The organism is Rhizomicrobium sp. (assembly GCF_056722145.1).
Map to the genome: position 1 here is coordinate 1 of NZ_JBWZET010000259.1, position 2,593 is coordinate 2,593.

Below are 2,593 nucleotides of genomic sequence, written 5' to 3' on the forward strand. Positions count from 1 at the left end.
GCAATGGCCGTCACCACCGGCACAAACCACGCCGCGACGGAGTCGGCCAGCGTCTGGGTCGGGGCGCGGCTCCTCTGCGCTTCGGCGACCAGGGCAACGATTTTCGCCAGCACCGTATCGGCGCCGACGCGGGTGGCGCGAATGACGAGTGCGCCGTTGGCATTGAGCGTGCCGCCGGTGACTGCGTCGCCCCTGGTCTTGGCGACGGGAACGGATTCGCCCGTCAGCATGGATTCATCGATGGCACTCTCGCCGTCGATCACCTCGCCATCGGTCGGAACCGCGTCGCCGGGGCGCACGATCAGTTCGTCGCCGAGGTGCACCTCGCTGAGCGCAACCGTTTCGATGCCGTGCGCGGTGCGACGCTGTGCGGTTTTCGGCGCCAGATCGATCAGCGCCCGGATGGCAGCACCGGTCTTGGCGCGAGCTTTCAGCTCTAGCACCTGACCCAGCAACACCAGCGTGATGATGACCGCGGCGGCCTCGAAATAAACCGGCGGGCCGCCATGATGATAACCGGTCGGCACCAGCGACGGCACCAGCAGCACGACCTGGCTGTAGACATAGGCGACCGCAACTCCGAGGCCGATCAGGGTGAACATGTTGGCGTGTCCGCCGATGGCACCTTTCCAGCCACGCACGAAGAACGGCCAACCGATCCACGCCACTACTGGCAACGCCAACGCCGCTTCCATCGCAGCGCGCACCACGGGAGCGATCGGCAGCATGTCGCCGATCATCGCCAGCACGAACACCGGCGCCGTCAGCGCCAGAGATATCCACAAGCGTCGCAGCATGTCGCGGTATTCGGAATCATCTTGGGCGGCGGCCGGATCGGCCGGCTCCAGCGCCATGCCGCAGATCGGGCAATCGCCCGGTCCCATCTGCTTGACCTCGGGATGCATCGGACAGGTATAGGGAATGTCGCTCTTTCCTTCTCCGCGATGCTCGGTCGTATGGTTCGCACAACACCGGTCGGCGGGGGAGGGAGCGATGTACTTCTCCGGTTCCGCCTCGAACTTCGCTTTGCAGCCGGCGCTGCAGAAATAATAGTCCTCACCCTGATGAACAGTGTGGTTGCCCTTGGATGTGGCGACCGCAATGAACGGGGTCATGCCGCAGACCGGGTCTTTGGCGCGGGTTGGTGCCGCTGCGGGCGCCAGATATTTCTCCGGCTCGGCCTCGAACTTGGTCTTGCAGCCGGCGCAGCAGAAGACGTAGCGCACGCCGGCATGGACCGTCATGTTGCCCTTGGCGATGGCGGCTTCGGGATTCGGCGTCATGCCGCAGACGGGGTCGCGGGGGTTGAGAGTTTCATTTTCCATAGCGGCTGAACAACTCCACCAGTTCGTCGAATTTCTCCCGCTGATCGCGGGCGTTGCCGGATTTGATGGCATAGGCGACGCAATGCGCGGCATGGCCCTTCAGCACTTCGGTTTCCACCCGCGTCAGCGCCGCCTTGATCGCCTCAAGCTGGTTGAGCACGTCGATGCAATAGCGCTCCTCCTCCACCATGCGGATGACGCCGCGCACCTGCCCCTCGATGCGGGCAAGGCGGGAAAGAAGCTTGGGATCGGCCATAGTCATGCGATACCCTCCCAGGGTATATACCGGGAGGGGGTATAGCGCGTTTCGACTGCGCAAGGCAAGGGCGCGCTGCTACCGCCCTTTGGCGCCGCAATCTTCGATCCGCTGCAGCCAGCGCTTGCGGGCGGTCTCGTCGATGGAATGGATCGATCCGATCAGCGTGCGCCCGACCGGTTTCATGCCGGCGTATTTCCACAGGCCCGTTTCCAGCATCTTGAGCCCGTAGGCATTGTTGGTGAACAGGTACTCGCGGCGGCTGACGCCCATGGTGACGATGGTGTGGACCGTCTTGCCCTTCAGCCGCTTCTTGGTGTTGTCGAAATTCTCGTGCACGAAGCCATAGCGGAACACCTGCTCGAACAGCGCCCGCAAGTACGCCGGTTGGTCGTCGAGCCACAAGGGATACACCAGTACGACGTGATCGGCCCAGACGAGCGCCTCCTGCACCTTGACCGCATCGGGCGCGACCTCGCCCTTATTCGACTGCTCGGCGGTCCGGATGATCGGAAAATCCATCGCGCCGAGATCGAGGCGCCGCACATCATGTCCCGCGCGCCGCGCCCCGGCCGCGTAGGCGTCCAGCACCGCCGCACCAAACCGTTCCGGCGCGCCATCAGGATGGCCGTTGAGGAGAAAGATGCGTTTCATGACGATGCGGGCCCCAGAATTCCGGCCATCAAAATGCCGGTTCCTGTCTGCCGATGAAACGTCACTGTTGCCGCACGTCACTCCGCCGGAATGGCTTCGCGTTCGTCGCTCAGCGGCTGTTCGAGGCGGCTGATCATCTCCTTCGGCACCACCTGCCAGAAGCGCAGCAACGCAAGGTCCCATTGGTCGAGCAGGTCGGCGGCCCAGACGGAGCCGGTTTCGGCCTGATGCTCGGCGATGAGATAGCGCAGCACGCCTTGCCAATGCGCGGTTTGCGGCCGCTGGAAAACGACGCTGTCGGGATTGACGTGCTCGGCGAAAAGGCCGTCGGCGTCGTAGACAAAGGCCATGCCGCCGG

The 2,593-nt window shown here is 64.1% G+C and carries 4 protein-coding genes; all 4 read right to left on the reverse strand.

Annotation, left to right across the window (positions count from 1 at the left end; translation table 11 throughout):
* Nucleotides 1–1,325: HAD-IC family P-type ATPase (locus AC1P6P_RS13765; protein WP_481403020.1), on the reverse strand; the 1,325-nt coding region annotated here is incomplete at its 3' end.
* A complete protein-coding gene (locus AC1P6P_RS13770) occupies nucleotides 1,315–1,587 on the reverse strand; it encodes a metal-sensitive transcriptional regulator (protein ID WP_481403021.1) in 273 nt (90 codons plus the stop codon). The genes AC1P6P_RS13770 and AC1P6P_RS13765, both read right to left, overlap by 11 nt.
* Nucleotides 1,588–1,659: 72 nt before the next feature.
* Entirely contained in the window at nucleotides 1,660–2,235 is a 576-nt protein-coding gene (locus AC1P6P_RS13775) for an NAD(P)H-dependent oxidoreductase (RefSeq protein WP_481403022.1), read from the reverse strand.
* Nucleotides 2,236–2,312: 77 nt separating this feature from the next.
* The coding region (locus tag AC1P6P_RS13780) for a hypothetical protein (RefSeq protein WP_481403023.1) at nucleotides 2,313–2,593 on the reverse strand (281 nt) is incomplete at its 5' end.

What these genes read in the sequence shown, in the direction of transcription:
- AC1P6P_RS13770 (WP_481403021.1), bottom strand. Translation starts at nt 1,587, where the DNA reads ATGACTATGGCCGATCCCAAGCTTCTTTCCCGCCTTGCCCGCATCGAG.
- AC1P6P_RS13775 (WP_481403022.1), bottom strand. Translation starts at nt 2,235, where the DNA reads ATGAAACGCATCTTTCTCCTCAACGGCCATCCTGATGGCGCGCCGGAA.